Consider the following 14398-nt stretch of genomic DNA (forward strand, 5'->3'; position numbering starts at 1 on the left):
CCCTGGAGACCCCCACCATGACAGCCCCACTCACACCCGCGCCCTGCGATGCTTTGTCCAGCGCACCCCGCAGCACCATGGAAACCCTGCAGGCCGTGGTGCTGGCCATGCCGATGGCCCGCACGCTGGGGCTGCGCTTTGTCCATGCCGAGCCCGGCCGGGTGGAGGTGGAGATACCGGTGAGCGAGGCCTTCAGCTTTCGCCCCGGCCAGTTGCAGGCCACGGCCGTGTTTGCGGTGGCCGACTTTGCGGCGGTGGCGGCAGCAGGGAGCGTGTTGCCACCCGGCTGGACCAACGCCACGGTGGACACCACCTTGAAAATTGTGGCCCCTGCCCAGGGCGAGTGCCTGCGGGCGCGGGGCCGCGTGGTGGATCCGGGGCGCCTGCTCACCGTCTGTGCCGCCGACGTGTGGGCAGTGGATGCTGCCCGGCAGGAGCGGCTGTGCGCTACGCTGCTGGCCACGGCGCGCAACATCGACATGGGGGCCGCGAGGCCGCCCCAAGGCTGATAGCGCAGCCTGACGCCAGGCGTGCCAGCCGAGCACAAGGTGCGTCGGATTCGTCAGGCCTTCTGGCGCCGCGCCCGCACTGCTGCTGCCAGTCCTTCAAGGACCGGCACGGTTTGCGCCATGCTGATGCAGGCATCCGTCACCGACACGCCATGTGCCAGCGGCTGGCCGGGCACGATGTCCTGGCGGCCTTCCTGCAGGTGGCTCTCGATCATCAGGCCGGTGATGCGTGCGTCGCCCGCGGCAATCTGCTGCGCCACTTCTGCCGCCACCGTGATCTGGCGCTGGTGCTGCTTGCTGCTGTTGGCGTGGCTCACGTCAATCATCACCTGCTCGCGCAGGCCGGCGGCCTTGAGCACGGCGCAGGTCGCATCCACGTCGGTCGCGCTGTAGTTGGGCTGCTTGCCACCGCGCAGGATCACATGGCAGTCCTGGTTGCCGCGCGTTTCAAAGATCGCGGCCTGGCCCATCTTGGTCATGCCCATGAAGGCGTGCGCGGCGCTGGCCGCCAGGATGGCGTCGCTCGCCACCTTCACGCCGCCATCGGTGCCGTTCTTGAAACCCACGGGGCACGACAGGCCGCTGGCCAGCTGCCGGTGACTCTGGCTCTCGGTCGTGCGCGCGCCGATGGCGCCCCAGCTAACCAGGTCGCTGATGAACTGCGGCGAGAGCAGGTCCAGGAACTCGGTGCCCACGGGCAGGCCCAGTGCCAGCACGTCCAGCAGCAGCTGGCGGGCCAGCTCCAGCCCCTCGTTGATGGCAAAGCTGCCATCGAGATGCGGATCGTTGATGTAGCCCTTCCAGCCCACAGTGGTGCGCGGCTTTTCAAAGTACACCCGCATCACGATGAGCAGGTCGTCCTGCAGTGCATCGGCCTGTGCTTTCAGCTGGCGCGCATAGTCCATGGCCTGGCCATGGTCGTGGATGGAGCAAGGCCCCACCACCACGATCAGCCGGTCGTCCTGCCCATGCAGGATGCGCGAAATGGCAGCGCGGCTGGATTCGACCAGGGTCAGCGCCGCATCGGGCGTGGGCAGCCATTCCTGCAGCAGCGCCGGTGTGATCAGCGGGCGCACGGCCTTGATGCGCGTGTCATCAATGCGGGTGGTGTCGTGGGTGGAGATGGGGGTGGCGGAGCGGTGTGCGTGGGTCATGGTGGCCCCGATTGTCGTGGAGCCCGATCACATGCCGAATCGAGGCTCGTTGCTGGATACCGGCGCGGCCCTCGCGCGAGACGCAGAGCAAGGGCCGCCCCGCAGCGAGTGGGAAGGCGCGCAGCGCCTCAGGGGGAGCCTCTACGGCCTGCGGAACGCCGCATTCTGCCGAGCCCAGTGGCGCGACTGCAGGTGGTCCAGCCGCACCGTGCCGCCGGTGGACGGCGCATGCACGAACCGCCCTTCGCCCACATAGATGCCCGCGTGGCTGGGCTGGCGGCCCGTGCCAAACACCACCAGGTCGCCTGCACGCAGTTCGCTGCCGTCGATGGGATAGCCCCAGGTGTTGAGCTGGGCCACCGTGCGCGGCGGTGGTGTACCCACCTGGTTGCGGTACACGTAGCCGATCAGGCCGCTGCAATCAAAGCCCGAGTCCGGGGTGTTGCCGCCGTAGCGATACGGCGTGCCCACCAGGCCCAGCGCGTGGATGGCAATGTCGTGTGCCTGCTCCGGCGTGAGCGGCGGCGCTGTGCGTGTGGAAGCCTGCGGTGGCGACGAGGGGGACGGAGGCCGCGATGTACTGCAACCGGCCAGCACCAGCAGGGCGGCGGTGCAGGCGGCAAGGCTCAGGCTGTGAAAGGCGCGCATGGGCCCGAGGTTACTGGACTTACGCGGCTCCCTGCACTTTACCCAGGCTCCCCAAGGTCTTTGCGCGCCAAGCCTTGCGCAGGCCGTTGGCAGTGCCTGAGAAAACCCCCTGTCGATCCCCGCCAGAACGGGGTATTCCCTGCGGCCTGTTTGTACGCCATGCTGGATGCATCGCTGGCGCGCCGCATCGGAATGAATGCAACCCCGCGGGTCTCCACCCTGGGACCCGTTGCCAAAAACCCCATGCGCTCATAGAAGCCCCGGGCATGGGGTGTCGCGTTGACTGTGATGCCCGGTGCAGGGCCGGTAGCGATATGGGACAGGGCGTGTTGCCACAGTTGCTGCCCGTAGCCAAGTCCCTGGAAAGCCTCGGCCACAAACAGATGGAACAGGTGGCTCTCCTCCCGCACCACCACGACGCCCGCCAAGGTGTTGTTGCGTGTCCACCCCACCCAGGTCTTGAACGATGGACTCTGCAGCCGTAGCGCCACCGCCTCGGGCTGCAGGGTCTGTAAAAACGCCTCCGCACCACGCCCGTCTTTGTCCAGCGTGAAGAAGTGCGCCACCGACAACGCAAGCGCGCTGATGGCGGGCGCATCCCGGGTCGATGCGGTAAGAATTTCCATGCGGGTTTCGGTCACTCGGCCAGGGAAGTTGCTTCTGGATGCAACGCAGGCCGCCGCGCCATCAACCGGTTGGCCACGCTCACAATCGCTTGCACCGAGGCAGTCACGATGTTGTGGCTGGCGCCTGCCCCAAAGGTGGAACCTGCCACGCCGTCCATGGCTGCTTCCACAATGGCCATCGCCTGCGCGTTGGCGCCCGTGCCGGTGGCGCGTTCCTCGTAGTGGTCCACCCGCAGTGGCAGGCCGAGCGCATCCACCGTAGCGGCAATCGGCCCGTTGCCCTGGCCGCGCAGGGTCTGGCGCGTGCCGTCGATGGTCACGTCCAGCTCGATGCCCTGGCCATCTTCATCGATGCGGTGGCTGTGGCAGGTGATGGCGGCCTGTACTGTGGCGTGTACGGGTGCCTGCAGGTAAGTGGCCTGGAACAGGCTCCACAACGCATCGCCCGTCATCTCGCTTTCGCTCGCGTCCGTCTGGCGCTGCACCACGGCGCTGAACTCCACCTGCATGCGGCGCGGCATCACCACGCCATGTTCACGTTCGAGCAAGAACGCGATGCCGCCCTTGCCCGATTGGCTGTTCACACGGATCACGCTGTCGTAGGTGCGGCCCAGGTCCGCCGGGTCGATGGGCAGGTACGGCACTTCCCACAAGGCGTTCGGGTCTTGCGTGGCAAAGCCCTTCTTGATCGCGTCCTGGTGCGAGCCCGAGAACGCGGTGAACACCAGGTCGCCAGCATACGGGTGGCGCGGGTGCACGGGCAGCGAGGTGCATTCCTCGGCAATGCGGGCGACCGAGGTGATGTCCGAGAAGTCGAGGTTCGGGTGCACGCCCTGCGTGTACATGTTGAGCGCCAAGGTCACGATGTCCACGTTGCCGCAGCGCTCACCGTTGCCAAAGAGGCAGCCTTCCACACGATCGGCACCGGCCATCATTGCAAGTTCTGCCGCCGCCACGCCCGTGCCCCGGTCGTTGTGCGGGTGCACCGACAAGACGATGTGCTCGCGTGGCGACAAGTGGCGATCCATCCACTCGATCTGGTCGGCAAACACGTTGGGGGTGGCGTTTTCCACCGTGGTGGGCAGGTTGATGATGATGGGGCGGCCAGGGCCCGCATTCCATGCGGCAACCGCCGTCTGGCAGGCCTTGAGGGACACGCTGAGTTCGGTGGCGCTGAAGGTCTCGGGTGAGTACTGCAGGGTCCACTGCGTTTCGGGGTGGGCGTCGGTGAGCTGCTTGAGGTAGCCCACATGGTGTGCGATGAGCTGCATCACCTGCGTCACGTTCATGCCAAAAACGATGCGGCGCCACGCGGGCGCGGTGGCGTTGTACAAGTGGACGATGGTGCGGGGTGCGCCTTTCACGGCCTCCACGGTGCGTGCGATCAGGTCCTCGCGCGACTGGGTCATCACCATGATGGTCACGTCGTCGGGGATGAGGTTTTCGTCGATGAGGCGGCGCACAAAGTCGAAATCGATTTGCGACGCGGCCGGAAAGCCGACTTCGATCTCCTTGAAGCCGATGCGCACCAGCTCGTGAAAGAGCTTCATCTTGCGCTCGCCGTTCATGGGCTCGAACAAGGCCTGGTTGCCATCGCGCAGGTCGGTGGAGAGCCACACGGGCGCGTGGGTGATGCTGCGGTTGGGCCATTGGCGGTCGGCGAGCGCAATGGGGGCGATGGGTTGGTATTTGGTGGCGGGTTTGGCAATCATGAGGGGCTCCACGAACGGTGTGTGCGGTGTGCCAATCAGGCACGGTGCACGGGTCAATCGGAATCGAAAGAAATCAAAACGAATGACATCCCCTGCAGCCCTTTGCGTGTGCAAAGGCTGGTTCGCGGGCCGGGGTCAGGGGGAGATCAGGTGTTGCGCAAAACGGCAACGGTGGCGAACGCAGGCAGACCCCGGCCAGGCACTAGGCCTAGCGATAGGGTGGATAGGAGCATGCTGCGTTGCATAGGGAACCAAAGATAGCACAGCGATGCTGCGGTGCGCAACCATTTGCATGAAATCTGCCTATGGCGCTGGTTGTATATGCCTAATTAGCTATTAAATATATAGCAGATGAGGCTGGTAGCATGACGCCCTTGAACGCCCCCAGCTCTGCCACTGCCCATGGCGGCTGGCACGATTGGCCCCGATTCAGGAGATCCCATGCCTTATCTGTTGCTCATCATGGAACCCCACGGCCAACGTGCCGAGCGGGGCCTGGCCGGTGGCCAGGAAGCCTATGCCCGCATGCAGCGTTTTGGCGCCGGTCTGCAGGCCCGGGGCCTGTTGCGCGCCAGCGAGTCGCTGGCCTCGACCGAGCAGGCGGTGCGGCTGCAGGTGCGCGAAGGGCAGACCCGCCTGATCGATGGGCCGTTTGCCGAGACCAAGGAAATGGTGGGCGGCTTCTTTCTGATCGACTGCGCCACGCGCGACGAGGCCGTTGCCATTGCCCGCGAATGCCCGGCCGCCGAGTGGGCCACCGTGGAGGTGCGCGAACTGGCGCCCTGCTACCACGGCGCGGTGGATTGAATCAAGCCGAAGCGCCTGCCTGCAGCGCCAGGAACTGCGGCGCGGGCATGGGGCGTGCAAACACATAGCCCTGCAGCACATCACAGCCTTGCCGCACCAGGTAGTCGGCCTGCTCCTGGGTTTCCACGCCCTCGGCGGTCACCTGCAGCCCCAGGCCGTGCGCCAGCGCCACAATGGCGGTGACGATGGCACGGCTGTGCTCCTGCCCCGGCAGGTCTTTGACAAAGCTGCGGTCGATCTTCAGGCGCCGCATGGGCAACTGGCGCAGATATGCCAGGGACGAGTAGCCGGTGCCAAAGTCATCGATGGCCAGGTGAATGCCCAGCTGGCTCAACCGGTGCAGCGTGTGGGCGCCGGCCTCCATGTTTTCCATCAGCACGGTTTCGGTCAGCTCGATTTCGAGCAGGTGCGCGGGCAGGCCCTCTTCGCGCAGGATGTCCATCACGCGTTCCAGAAACTGTGGGTCACCCAGCTGCCGTGCCGAGATGTTCACGGCCACGCGCAGGGGCGGGCCCCCTTTCCACTGCGCGGCGTCGCGGCAGGCGGTACGCATCACCCAGTAGCCCAGCGGGGCAATGAGTCCGCAGTCCTCGGCCACCGACACGGCTTCGAGCGGCGACACGGAACCCAGCTCTGCATGCGTCCACCGCAGCAAGGCCTCGGCGCCGACCAGGGCCCGGTCGCTGGCGGCAAACAGGGGCTGGTAGTGCAGCGCCAAACCGGTGCCCTGCTCCAGCTCGGCACGCAGCGCCTGTTCAATGGCCTGGCGCCGCACCACGGCCAGGTTCATCGACGCATCAAACCGCACGCAGCGGTTCTTGCCCATCTCCTTGGCGCGGTACATGGCGGTGTCGGCGTTGCTCACCAGCGCGTCCATGTCCATCGCATCGTCGGGAAACGTGGCAATGCCTGCGCTGCAGGTCACGTTGACCTGCTGGCCGACCTCGGTGTAAGCGGCCTGGAAGACGCTGACGATGCGCTGCGCGTATTTCTCCAGCGCCGAGTCATCCATGTCCAACCGCAGGATCAACGCAAATTCGTCGCCCCCCAGGCGCGAGATGGTGTCGGTGCTGCGCACCACGGATTGCAGGCGCCGGGCCACCTGGCGCAACAGGCCGTCCCCCGCCGCATGGCCGAAGGTGTCGTTGAGTGTCTTGAAGTTGTCCAGGTCGATGTACACCAGTGCCACCCGGTAGTCCGCACCGCGTGCGCCCTGCAGCTCGGCGGCCAGCCGCTCGTTGAACGCGTGCCGGTTGCCCGTGCCGGTGACGGCGTCGGTGTGGGCCAGCGCGTGCAAGCGGTTCTCGGCCTCGCGCACAGCAGCGCGGCTGCGCAGCACCATGGCGGTGGCCATGGCCATCACGCAAATGGCGATCAACAAGGCGGTGCCAAACCGGATGCCCAGCCGCATGTACACCGCTGCCATCGACTTGCGGATGTACAGCGTGCCCCAGCTGGTGCCAGACGCCTCGACGGGCCGGGCGATCTCCAGCATGCGCCAGCCAGCGCGCTCTGCGGCGCCGTCCAGTCCCGTGGCACGCAGCGTGGTGGGAAAGTCCGGGTCGCGGTCGCGCGCGTAATGCGCAAACAGCACGCCATCCTTGTCGTACACCGTGGCGCTGATCACCATGGACGATGACCGCAGCGCGCCCAGCATTTCGTTGGCGGTGCTGGTGTCGCGGAACACCACGGCCGCAGAGATGTTGTCGGCCACGATGGCGGCTTCCACCCGGCTGTCTTGCAGCATGGACGCGCGGGTGCTCCAGTAGTCCACGCCGGTGAGCGCCAGCACCACGGTCAGCAGCGCCAGGCCTGCGGCCAGGATGCCCGTGACCACCAGGCGCGATGACAGCAGGGCATGTGTCGCCGGGCTTGCGGGCGCTGCGGTGTCGGCTTCAGCGGGGCGTGTTTTCACCGGCCTCCCTTGGCCAGCCGCAGCAGCCGTGAGCTGATGATGAGGCCGGCCTTGCTGGCGGCGTCGGGGCTGATGCCGAACACCACACGCCCTTCCTGCTGGGCCAGTGCGATGACGATTTCGGGATTCACAAAGGTGATTTCATCCGACACGGTGAGGATGCCGTGGGACGGAGGCAGGGTACGCAGCAGCCGCAGAACAGGCTCCACTTCGGCGTTGTGGATGATGAGCACGCGGCAGCCACGAATCGCCGGCAGATCCAGCAACCGCACGCGCACGGTGCGGCCCTTGGTGGCCTGCTTGCCATCGAGCGCAGTCAGGGCGCGCTTGAGCGGGCTGAAGGCAGACACGCACACCGTGACGTCATTGCCGGGCGCGCCATCGCTGTCGGGCCAGTCGATGAACTGGATGAAGTTGAAGATGTAGGCGGCCTTGAGGTCCAGGTCAGCCACGGGCTCGTTGGCACGGGCTGCACTGGTGCCCACGCCACACACCGTCCACAGGCAGATCGCCAGCAGCGTGCGCAATCGCAGGAAATAGGCCATGGTTCAGAACGCGTACGTCAGCTTGATGCGGTAGGTACGCCCGTCCTGCCGGATCGCATCTTCGCGCACCTCGAACGAAGCGGGGTCTGCGTAGCGGCGGTTGAACAGGTTGTACACCCCCAGCGATACATCCACATCCGCGATGCGCGTGGAATAGACCAGATGGGTCAGCACATGCCCGGGCAGGCGGGCGTTGAGCACGGTGTTGCGCGGGCCGATGCCGATGGCCTCGATGGCGTAGCGGCCCGGGTTCCAGCCCCAGTTCGCAGGCGTGTGCAACACGTCGGACCACTGGAGCTTGAGCAGGTGCCGGGGCGAGTTGGTCAGCGCTCCGTCCGTTGACGGGTCCCGCGCCTTTTGCCACCCGTAGGCCACGCGCAGGCGCCGCCCGCCCGCCCAGCGTTGTTCGGCCTCGGCCTCCAGGCCATGCACTTTGACGGTGCGGGTGTTGTTGAAGGTGAGCCGGTCCGAGTGGCCCAGGCTGTCCAGCGAGATCAGGTCGCTCACCCCCGACCGGAACGCCGTCAGCAGCAGGCGCGTGGCCCCGGTCGGGGCATGCTCCACGGCCAGTTCGGTGGTGCGCACACGCTCGGACCGGATGCTGGTGGTGTCCACCACGCCGCCGGGCAGGTTCACGCGGTAGTCGCGTTCATAGGCATTGGCCGGACGGTAGGCCGTGCCGTGCAGCAGCTTGACAGCGGTGGCCGCGTCCCACCAGTACACCAGCCCCAGGCGGGGGTGCAAGGCGCCCGCGCTGCCCGACTGCTGCCCCCAGCGCAGGCCGGTGTGCAGCGTGAGGTCGGGGCGCAGTGCAAACTCATCCTGCACATAGACGCCCAGCACATTGCCGTTGCGGCGTGTGTCAAGGTACTGCGCGGGCGGGTCCAGGTCGTCATTGCGCTGCGCGATGCGGGTGTCGCGCCGGTAGTCCAGCCCCCACGACAGCTTGTGCCGCGCCATGGCCGTGCTCACCCATTGCCATTCGGTGCCCCACCACTGGCCGGTGCCGACGTCGCGGTTCACCGTCACGGGCGGGTAGTCGTACACGTAGTCGCCCACGTACTGGTAGCGCCCGGCGTGCAGGCGTGCAGTGAAGGCCAGCGTCGGCTGCCATTGCGCGGTGTATTCGGCGGCCACGCGCGTGCTGGTGTCGATGTACCGCGAGCGCGGGTCGTTGAAAACCTGCGAGAACGCTGCGGTCGGGATGCCCTTGGTGCGCTCGCCGTGGGCCAGGGTCAGCGTCAGCCCATCGCGTCGCATGCGGGCGAACAGCTGGGTGCTGCGGTCATAGTCCAGGCCGTGCGCCACGCCCTGGTGGCTGGCGGGCGCATCGAACGCGGGGTAGTACTGGTCGGCCCCGCGTGCGGTGGAGCGCGTGGCCGCGATCAGCCAGTCGCTTCCCTGCGCATCGACGGCGCCTACCGAAAACCGCAGCTTGGCGTAGCCATGGCTGCCGGCCTCGGTGCTCACCTGGGGCCCGCCCAGCTGGCGACCATCGCGGGTGATGACATTGACCACGCCAAAAAACGCATTGGCTCCATACACCGCCGACCCGGGGCCAGGCACAAATTCCACCCGTTCCACCAGGTCCAGGTCGATGGGAAAGTCCGTGCCGATGCTCGCCTGGTCGTAGAGGTTGTCGTTGAAGCGCACGCCGTTGACCAGCAGCAGCACCCGCGTGTTGTAGTCGCCCGGCGTGGCAAAACCCCGTGTGCCCAGATAGTGGTAGCTGCGGTCGTAGGACACATACAGCCCGCGCATGCTGGCCAGCACATCGGCCAGCGTGCGGTAGCCAAACAGCTGGATGTCATCGGCGGTCACCACGCTCACGGCCGCCGGGGCCTCCAGGGCCGTCTGTGCATACCGGCTGGCCGTGGTGACCTGCATCTGCATGAGCTGCTCCAGCGGCAGGTCGGCCATGGCGGCGATGTCGGACTGCGCGTGGGCTGCCGCCATGCCAGCGCACAGCCCCAATACCACCCATGGGCGGTGTGGCCGCTGTCGATAGGTCGATCCTCGTTTCATGGCAAAGGCACTGCGTGTGGCTGGCGGTTGTCCCCCCGTGGGGACCTCGCTGGCGGGCGGGCGGGAGGATGCGGGGCGAAGTCTCAGGATCGATGAATCAGTCTTTACAAATTGTATCGACCAGGGGTTGCAAAACCCAGTGCGGGCGCTCAGTAGTCTCCCTATGGCGGCCCCTCACCCGCCCCGCGCGCTAACCGGCCAGGATAGGTGTTAACCCTGGTTCCGCCCGGGCTTGCACAGCCAGATGTCGATTTCGGGCGCTCCCATTCGTCGTCACTGTGAAGCACCTGGCAAGGACCGTCGGCGCTTCCGCATTTTTTATTACCTTGAGGAGAACCCCATGCGCTTCATGATCATCATCCAGGCCACCGCCGAATCCGAACAGGGCTGCCAGCCGACCGCAGCCCTGATGACCGCGATGGCCCGCTACCACGAAGAACTCGCGCGGGCCGGCGTGCTGCTGGACGCCAGTGGCCTGCAGCCCTCCTCCAAAGGCTGGCGCGTGGGCTACGGCGCCAGTGGCACTCGCACCGTCACCGACGGCCCGTTCACCGAGACCAAGGAGCTGATCGCGGGCTACACACTCATCCAGGTGCGCAGCCGCGACGAGGCGCTGGAATGGACCCGCCGCTTTCCCAATCCACGCGGCGAGGGCCTGGATGCCGAGATCGAAGTGCGCCAGCTCTATGAGATGGAGGACTTTGCCGGGGTGGATGGCGTCGAGCAGTTCCGCGACCTCGAAGCCCTGCGCGGCTGATGCCCAGCGTGAAGGACATCCCCATGATCAAGACCATCGCCCTCGTGCTGCTGGCGGCCCTGGCGCTGCTGCTGGCGTTTGCCGCCACCCGCCCCGACACCTTCCGCGTGGAGCGCAGCCGCGTGATTGCGGCACCGCCCGAGCGGGTGTACGGGCTCATCCACGACCTGCGCCAGTTCAACACCTGGAACCCGTATGAACGCAAAGACCCGGCCATCCAGGGCCAGTACAGCGCCGCCACCAGCGGCCCCGGCGCTCGCTACGCCTGGCAGAGCGACAAGGTGGGCGTGGGCAGCATGGAGATCGTCGAGGCCACCGCGCCCCGCCGCGTGGGCATGAAGCTCGACTTTGTGAAGCCCTTTGAAGCGCACAACCAGGTGGAATTCACCCTGCAGCCCGAAGGCACAGACGCCACCCGCGTCACCTGGGCCATGCAGGGCCCCGTGCCCTACCTGGCCAAGATCGCCCACCTGGTGTTCAACATGGACCGCATGGTGGGGCAGGACTTCGAGGATGGCCTGGCCAACCTGCAGTCCGTGGCGCAAAAGCCCGCAACGTGAATGCCGTCCGCCGCCCCTCGACCTTTGCCAAACCCTCCGTTTCCCATTACCGTCCTCACCCTTCAGGAGTCCGTCATGCACCAACAGATTTTTGTGAACCTGCCCATCGAGAACATGGCCCGCTCGCAGGCGTTCTTCCGCGCCCTGGGCTATGAATTCAACCCCCAGTTCACCAACGACCAGGGCGCCTGCCTGGTGGTGGGCGAGAACCTCTTCGTGATGCTGCTGGTCAAGAGCTTTTACCAAACCTTCACCGACAAAACGATTGCCGACGCACGCACCACGTCGGAGGTGCTGGTGTGCTTCTCGTGCAGCAGTCGCGAAGAGGTCGATGCGCTGGTGGACAAGGCCGTGGCCGCAGGCGGCACCACACCGCGCCAGGCGCAGGACCTGGGTTTCATGTACTCGCGCAGCTTTGACGACCTGGACGGCCACACCTGGGAGTTTGTGCACATGGTGGATGCCAGCAAGGCGCTGGGCTGAGAACGTGTGAATGAATGCGCCGGATTCATTCACACCTCTTGATCGCGTGATCCCCTCTGCCCCGCCCGACCGCGATGCCCTGCACCGCAGCATCGACTCGGTGTGGCGCATCGAGGCCGCGCGCATCATTGCCTGCGTGGCGCGCATGACCCGCGACGTGGGCCGGGCCGAGGAACTGGCGCAAGACGCCCTGGTGGCCGCGCTGGAGCATTGGCCCAAAGACGGCCTGCCCGCCAACCCGGCCGCGTGGCTCATGACCACCGCCAAGCGCCGCGCCATCGACCACCTGCGCCAGCAGGTGCTGCACCAGCGCGAGCACGAGGCCCTGGGCCACGACCTCGAAGCGCTTGAAGCCCAGTACGCCCCCGACGTGGTGGACACCCTGATGCACGCCGAGCAGGACGACATTGGCGACGACCTGCTGCGCCTCATCTTCACCGCCTGCCACCCCGTGCTGCCCACCGAGGCGCGGGTGGCCCTCACCTTGCGTCTGCTAGGCGGCCTCACCACGGCCGAGATCGCGCGCGCCTTCCTGGTGCCCGAGCCCACCGTGGCCCAGCGCATCGTGCGTGCCAAGCGCAGCCTCACGGCCGCGCAGGTGCCGTTTGAAGTGCCCGGGGCGGCCGAGCGCGCGCCGCGCTTGGCCTCGGTGCTGGAGGTGATCTACCTCATCTTCAACGAAGGCTATGCCGCCACCGCGGGCGACGATTGGATGCGCCCCGCGCTGTGTGGCGAAGCCCAGCGCCTGGTGCGGGTGCTGGCCAGCCTGGCGCCCGACGAACCCGAGGTGCAAGGCCTGGTGGCCCTGCTCGAAATCCAGGCCTCGCGCCTGCCCGCACGCACCGATGCACAAGGCCAGCCCGTGCTGCTCATGGACCAGGACCGCGCGCGCTGGGACCACCTCCTGGTGCGCCGGGGCCTGGCCGCCCTGGACAAGGCCGAGCAGCTCGCGCGCGCCGGCAAGCCCTGGGGGCCGTATGCATTGCAGGGCGCCATCGCGGCCTGTCACGCACGCGCCCGGCAGGCGCAAGACACGGACTGGCCCCACATCGTGGCGCTGTACGACGCACTGCTGCAGGTGGCGCCCTCGCCCGTGGTGGCACTGAACCGCGCCGTGGCCGTGGGCATGGCCGAGGGGCCGGAGGCCGCACTGGCGCTGGTCGATGCCCTGGCCAGCGACCCCCTGCTGCGTCACTACCACTGGCTGCCCAGCGTGCGCGGCGATCTGCTGGCCAAGCTGGGCCGGGGGGCTGAAGCGCGGGCCGAGTTCGAGCGCGCAGCCAGCCTCACCCGCAACGCGCAGGAAAAGGCGCTGCTGCTGGCCCGCGCCTGCGGCTGAAGGCCGGTGTTGTGCCCACCCTCACCCCGCTGCAAGGACACCCCCCTCATGCCCCACCCTGCCCCTGAATACCCGCTGGAAGGCGGCTGCACTTGCCGCCATGTGCGCTACCGCCTGTTGGCGCCCCCACTGTTTGTGCACTGCTGCCACTGCCGCTGGTGCCAGCGCGAAAGTGGCGCGGCCTTTGCGCTGAACGCGATGATCGAGGCCGACCGTGTGGAACTGCTCGCAGGCACCCCGGCGATGGTGCACACCCCGTCAGAAAGTGGCCAGGGCCAGCAGATCGCGCGTTGCCCGCGCTGCCAGGTGGCTGTGTGGAGTCACTACGCAGGCGCGGGGCCCGTGATGGCGTTTGTGCGCGTGGGCACGCTGGATGCGCCCGACCACCTGCCGCCCGACATCCATATCTTCACGGCCTCGAAACAGCCCTGGGTGGTGTTGCCGCCGGGGATACCCGCCGTGGCGGAATATTACGAACGCGAGGGGTTGTGGCCTGCGCAAAGCATCGCCCGTCGCCAGGCGGTGCTGCCGCGCATCCAGGCCTACCGTGCGGCTGCAGGGCTCGACCCGGCCTGACGGCCTGTGCCGGGCGGGGGGGCTCAGCGCCGGCGGCGCTTTTTGATGGTCTGGCCTTGCGGCGTGGCGGCCTTCGGTGCCAGCCCCAGGGCGGCGCGGGCCAGCGTATCGGCCGCGCCATTGCGGTGGCGGGGAATCCACTGGACCTGGGCTTGTGGGAACTGCCGCAGTGCCTGGCGTGCTTCTTCAAACAGCGTTGCCAGCCGCGCGATCGGCGCCGTGGGATGGCCGCCCAGCTGCTCCACCAGCACGCTGTTGTCGCTGAACACGTGCACTGGGGTTGATGTGGCAATGCCGTGCTGCGCAAGCCACTGCAGCGCCAACATCAGCGCGCGCAACTCGGCCTCGTTGTTGCAGCCGGTGAAGGTGGTGGCGTCGGAGATCTGGTGCCGCACGGTCCCGTCGGGGCCCGTCAGCACGGCCCCCAGGCCCATGCGCCCTGGGTTGGGCCAGGCACTGCCGTCGCAGTGGATCACCCAGGCACCAGGGGCGAGCGGCGCGGCCGCCCTTGCAGCGGTCACTTGTAAAAAGCTTCGACCGTGCCCTTGATCTTGATGAGCAGCGGCTGGCCCTTGCGGTCCACCGTCTTGCCGGCGGGCACCTTCACCCAGCCTTCGCTGATGCAGTATTCCTCCACGTCAAAACGCTCCTTGCCGTTCAGGCGGATGCCGATGTCGTGCTCGAACACGGCGGCCACATGGTGCGGGCTGCGGGGGTTGACCGACAGGTGGTCGGGCAGGGG

Annotated in this window: 16 protein-coding genes; 7 read left to right on the plus strand and 9 right to left on the minus strand. The window is 67.1% G+C overall.

The genetic code is table 11. The features are described 5' to 3' along the window. Positions 1-77: 77 nt before the first annotated feature. Positions 78-509 (plus strand): PaaI family thioesterase, encoded by a 432-nt coding sequence (locus tag AC07X4_RS22185; RefSeq protein WP_494741352.1) that lies wholly within the window; start codon positions 78-80, stop codon positions 507-509. A 53-nt stretch (positions 510-562) separates the two neighbouring features. Here the strand turns inward: AC07X4_RS22185 and AC07X4_RS22190 are convergent, their stop codons facing one another. From AC07X4_RS22190 to leuA, 4 genes are all read right to left on the minus strand, one after another. Continuing rightward, positions 563-1663, minus strand: coding sequence for a 3-deoxy-7-phosphoheptulonate synthase (locus AC07X4_RS22190; protein ID WP_494741341.1), 1101 nt, complete (start codon positions 1661-1663; stop codon positions 563-565). Positions 1664-1804: 141 nt separating this feature from the next. Beyond that, positions 1805-2311, minus strand: coding sequence for a C40 family peptidase (locus tag AC07X4_RS22195; protein WP_056742526.1), 507 nt, complete (start codon positions 2309-2311; stop codon positions 1805-1807). 38 nt (positions 2312-2349) lie between these two features. Continuing rightward, on the minus strand, positions 2350-2937 hold the full coding sequence (locus tag AC07X4_RS22200; RefSeq protein WP_494741342.1) for a GNAT family N-acetyltransferase: 588 nt from the start codon (positions 2935-2937) through the stop codon (positions 2350-2352). 11 nt (positions 2938-2948) lie between these two features. After that, positions 2949-4649, minus strand: coding sequence for a 2-isopropylmalate synthase (leuA, locus tag AC07X4_RS22205; RefSeq protein WP_494741343.1), 1701 nt, complete (start codon positions 4647-4649; stop codon positions 2949-2951). A gap of 441 nt (positions 4650-5090) precedes the next feature. Between leuA and AC07X4_RS22210 the strand changes: the two genes are divergently transcribed. Continuing rightward, a complete protein-coding gene (locus AC07X4_RS22210; protein WP_494741344.1) occupies positions 5091-5456 on the plus strand; it encodes a YciI family protein in 366 nt (121 codons plus the stop codon). A gap of 1 nt (position 5457) precedes the next feature. On the opposite strand, the gene AC07X4_RS22215 is transcribed toward AC07X4_RS22210, so the two are convergent. Genes AC07X4_RS22215 through AC07X4_RS22225 form a run of 3 tightly spaced genes read right to left on the minus strand, consistent with a single transcriptional unit; the run spans position 5458 to position 9872 of the window. Next, positions 5458-7371 carry a putative bifunctional diguanylate cyclase/phosphodiesterase gene (locus tag AC07X4_RS22215; protein ID WP_494741345.1) on the minus strand — a complete coding sequence of 638 codons (1914 nt, stop codon included), beginning with the start codon at positions 7369-7371 and terminating at the stop codon, positions 5458-5460. Beyond that, entirely contained in the window at positions 7368-7916 is a 549-nt protein-coding gene (locus AC07X4_RS22220) for a YfiR family protein (protein WP_494741346.1), read from the minus strand. The genes AC07X4_RS22215 and AC07X4_RS22220 overlap by 4 nt, the downstream gene beginning before the upstream one ends. 3 nt (positions 7917-7919) lie before the next feature. Continuing rightward, positions 7920-9872 (minus strand): TonB-dependent receptor plug domain-containing protein, encoded by a 1953-nt coding sequence (locus tag AC07X4_RS22225; RefSeq protein ID WP_494741347.1) that lies wholly within the window; start codon positions 9870-9872, stop codon positions 7920-7922. 409 nt (positions 9873-10281) lie between these two features. On the opposite strand from AC07X4_RS22225, the gene AC07X4_RS22230 reads away from it, so the two are divergent. The 5 genes from AC07X4_RS22230 (at position 10282) to AC07X4_RS22250 (ending at position 13656) form a co-directional block, all read left to right on the plus strand. Continuing rightward, a complete protein-coding gene (locus tag AC07X4_RS22230) occupies positions 10282-10698 on the plus strand; it encodes a YciI family protein (protein WP_056742540.1) in 417 nt (138 codons plus the stop codon). 23 nt (positions 10699-10721) lie between these two features. After that, on the plus strand, positions 10722-11258 hold the full coding sequence (locus AC07X4_RS22235; protein WP_494741348.1) for an SRPBCC family protein: 537 nt from the start codon (positions 10722-10724) through the stop codon (positions 11256-11258). Positions 11259-11333: 75 nt separating this feature from the next. Further along, entirely contained in the window at positions 11334-11741 is a 408-nt protein-coding gene (locus AC07X4_RS22240; protein WP_494741349.1) for a VOC family protein, read from the plus strand. A 49-nt stretch (positions 11742-11790) separates the two neighbouring features. Beyond that, positions 11791-13080: an RNA polymerase sigma factor gene (locus AC07X4_RS22245; RefSeq protein ID WP_494741353.1), complete on the plus strand. Its 1290-nt coding sequence runs from the start codon at positions 11791-11793 to the stop codon at positions 13078-13080. A gap of 48 nt (positions 13081-13128) precedes the next feature. After that, positions 13129-13656 (plus strand): GFA family protein, encoded by a 528-nt coding sequence (locus tag AC07X4_RS22250; protein WP_494741350.1) that lies wholly within the window; start codon positions 13129-13131, stop codon positions 13654-13656. Positions 13657-13679: 23 nt separating this feature from the next. On the opposite strand, the gene AC07X4_RS22255 is transcribed toward AC07X4_RS22250, so the two are convergent. Both AC07X4_RS22255 and AC07X4_RS22260 read right to left on the minus strand, forming a co-directional pair. Further along, entirely contained in the window at positions 13680-14177 is a 498-nt protein-coding gene (locus AC07X4_RS22255; protein ID WP_494741351.1) for a ribonuclease HI family protein, read from the minus strand. Then, entirely contained in the window at positions 14174-14395 is a 222-nt protein-coding gene (locus AC07X4_RS22260; RefSeq protein WP_296340390.1) for a DUF3297 family protein, read from the minus strand. Before AC07X4_RS22260 ends, AC07X4_RS22255 begins: the two co-directional genes overlap by 4 nt. Positions 14396-14398 lie beyond the last annotated feature (3 nt).

The organism is Acidovorax sp. GW460-11-11-14-LB4 (genome assembly GCF_059423685.1).

Bases quoted from the DNA above. Each gene is read 5' to 3' on its own strand.
- AC07X4_RS22185 (WP_494741352.1), top strand. From the start codon at position 78: ATGGAAACCCTGCAGGCCGTGGTGCTGGCCATGCCGATGGCCCGCACG.
- AC07X4_RS22190 (WP_494741341.1), bottom strand. From the start codon at position 1,663: ATGACCCACGCACACCGCTCCGCCACCCCCATCTCCACCCACGACACC.
- AC07X4_RS22195 (WP_056742526.1), bottom strand. From the start codon at position 2,311: ATGCGCGCCTTTCACAGCCTGAGCCTTGCCGCCTGCACCGCCGCCCTG.
- AC07X4_RS22200 (WP_494741342.1), bottom strand. From the start codon at position 2,937: ATGGAAATTCTTACCGCATCGACCCGGGATGCGCCCGCCATCAGCGCG.
- leuA (WP_494741343.1), bottom strand. From the start codon at position 4,649: ATGATTGCCAAACCCGCCACCAAATACCAACCCATCGCCCCCATTGCG.
- AC07X4_RS22210 (WP_494741344.1), top strand. From the start codon at position 5,091: ATGCCTTATCTGTTGCTCATCATGGAACCCCACGGCCAACGTGCCGAG.
- AC07X4_RS22220 (WP_494741346.1), bottom strand. From the start codon at position 7,916: ATGGCCTATTTCCTGCGATTGCGCACGCTGCTGGCGATCTGCCTGTGG.
- AC07X4_RS22225 (WP_494741347.1), bottom strand. From the start codon at position 9,872: ATGGCGGCAGCCCACGCGCAGTCCGACATCGCCGCCATGGCCGACCTG.
- AC07X4_RS22230 (WP_056742540.1), top strand. From the start codon at position 10,282: ATGCGCTTCATGATCATCATCCAGGCCACCGCCGAATCCGAACAGGGC.
- AC07X4_RS22235 (WP_494741348.1), top strand. From the start codon at position 10,722: ATGATCAAGACCATCGCCCTCGTGCTGCTGGCGGCCCTGGCGCTGCTG.
- AC07X4_RS22240 (WP_494741349.1), top strand. From the start codon at position 11,334: ATGCACCAACAGATTTTTGTGAACCTGCCCATCGAGAACATGGCCCGC.
- AC07X4_RS22250 (WP_494741350.1), top strand. From the start codon at position 13,129: ATGCCCCACCCTGCCCCTGAATACCCGCTGGAAGGCGGCTGCACTTGC.